1 protein-coding gene is annotated in these 1320 nt (G+C 57.0%); it reads right to left on the bottom strand.

The genetic code is table 11. From position 1 onward, the window contains the following. Positions 1-42: 42 nt before the first annotated feature. Positions 43-1260: an IS256 family transposase gene (locus tag NY78_RS21605; RefSeq protein ID WP_043641116.1), complete on the bottom strand. Its 1218-nt coding sequence runs from the start codon at positions 1258-1260 to the stop codon at positions 43-45. Positions 1261-1320: the final 60 nt, after the last annotated feature.

Genomic DNA, 1320 nt, shown 5'->3' with positions numbered 1-1320 from the left:
GGGAGTGTCTCGAAAACTGTGTAAACGCCCTTGGTTGATGGTTTAGCAGAGATAGCCCTGAAGCCTGTCCTGGAAGAAGATCGAGAGCTGGGCCATGATCTCTGGCCAGTTTCTTGTCTTCATCGTCCACCGCTTCTCGGCTTCGGCAACCGCCAGATACAGCGCCTTGAACAGGGCGATCTCCGTCGGGAAAACGCTTTTCCCTTTCACGGTTTTCCTGACCCGGCTGTTGAGACTCTCAATAGGGTTGGTGGTGTAAATCAACCGCCGCACTGCTTCGGGATAATTGAAAAAAGTAGCCAATTCCGTCCAATGACGCTTCCAGGACAGCACGACCTGGGGATACTTCCGGCCCCAGATTTCCTCGAACTGGGCCAGCGCCATGAGGCCTGCCTCCTCAGTGGGTGCTGTGTAAATCGAGCGCAGGCAGGTGGCAACTTCCTTGCGGTCCTTCCAGGCCATCTGCGCCAGCGAATTCCGGACCTGGTGGACAAGGCAACGCTGGATCTCGGCCTGGGGATACACGGCCCTGATGGCTTCGGGGAAGCCGGTCAGCCCATCCACGGCGAAAATCAGCACATCGTTCACGCCCCGGTTTTTGAACTCATTGAGCACGCTGAGCCAATACTTGGCTGATTCACTCTGCCCAAGCCAAATGCCCAGACACTCCTTTTTTCCCTCCAGGTCGATGCCGACCATCAGGTACGCAGCCACGTTTTTGACCCGGCCATCCAACCGGAGCTTGAGGAACAGCGCGTCCATGAACACGATAGCGTAAATCGGCTCCAGTGGCCGATTCTGCCATTCCTTGGCCTTGTCGATGACGGCATCGGTGATGCGGCTGACCGTCTCGGGTGAGATGTCGTGGTTGTAGATTTCCTTGACGTGGTGCTGGATATCGCGGGTGCTCATCCCCTTGGCATACATGGAAAGGATGAGTTCCTCGAAGCCGCCAATGTCCTTCTGGCGCTTCTTAACGATGGCTGGCGCAAACTCAGATTTTCGGTCTCGGGGCACATCGATGACGATGGGGCCGACCTTCGAGGCAAGCTCTTTCTGGCTGTAGCCGTTGCGGCGGTTGCCAGGATCGCTGTCCGGCGTTCGGTAGCGGTCGTAGCCGAGGAAACCGGTCATCTCGGCCCCCATGGCCGTTTCGACCACGTCCTTGATCATAGAGCGGAGAACGGAATTGAGGTCGTCCAGGTTGGTGATCTCTCCCTCGAGCACCTTCCTGGCCAATTCATCGCGGTTGATCAGCACGAAAACCTCCCGGAGCTTTCGCCCCTTAGTGGAGGTTTACACAGATTTCGTTACAGGCCC

It is taken from the genome of Desulfovibrio sp. TomC, from assembly GCF_000801335.2.
Lineage (GTDB): Bacteria > Desulfobacterota > Desulfovibrionia > Desulfovibrionales > Desulfovibrionaceae > Solidesulfovibrio.
The sequence above is the reverse complement of the archived record's forward strand: the minus strand, read 5'-3'. Positions and strand labels throughout refer to the sequence as shown.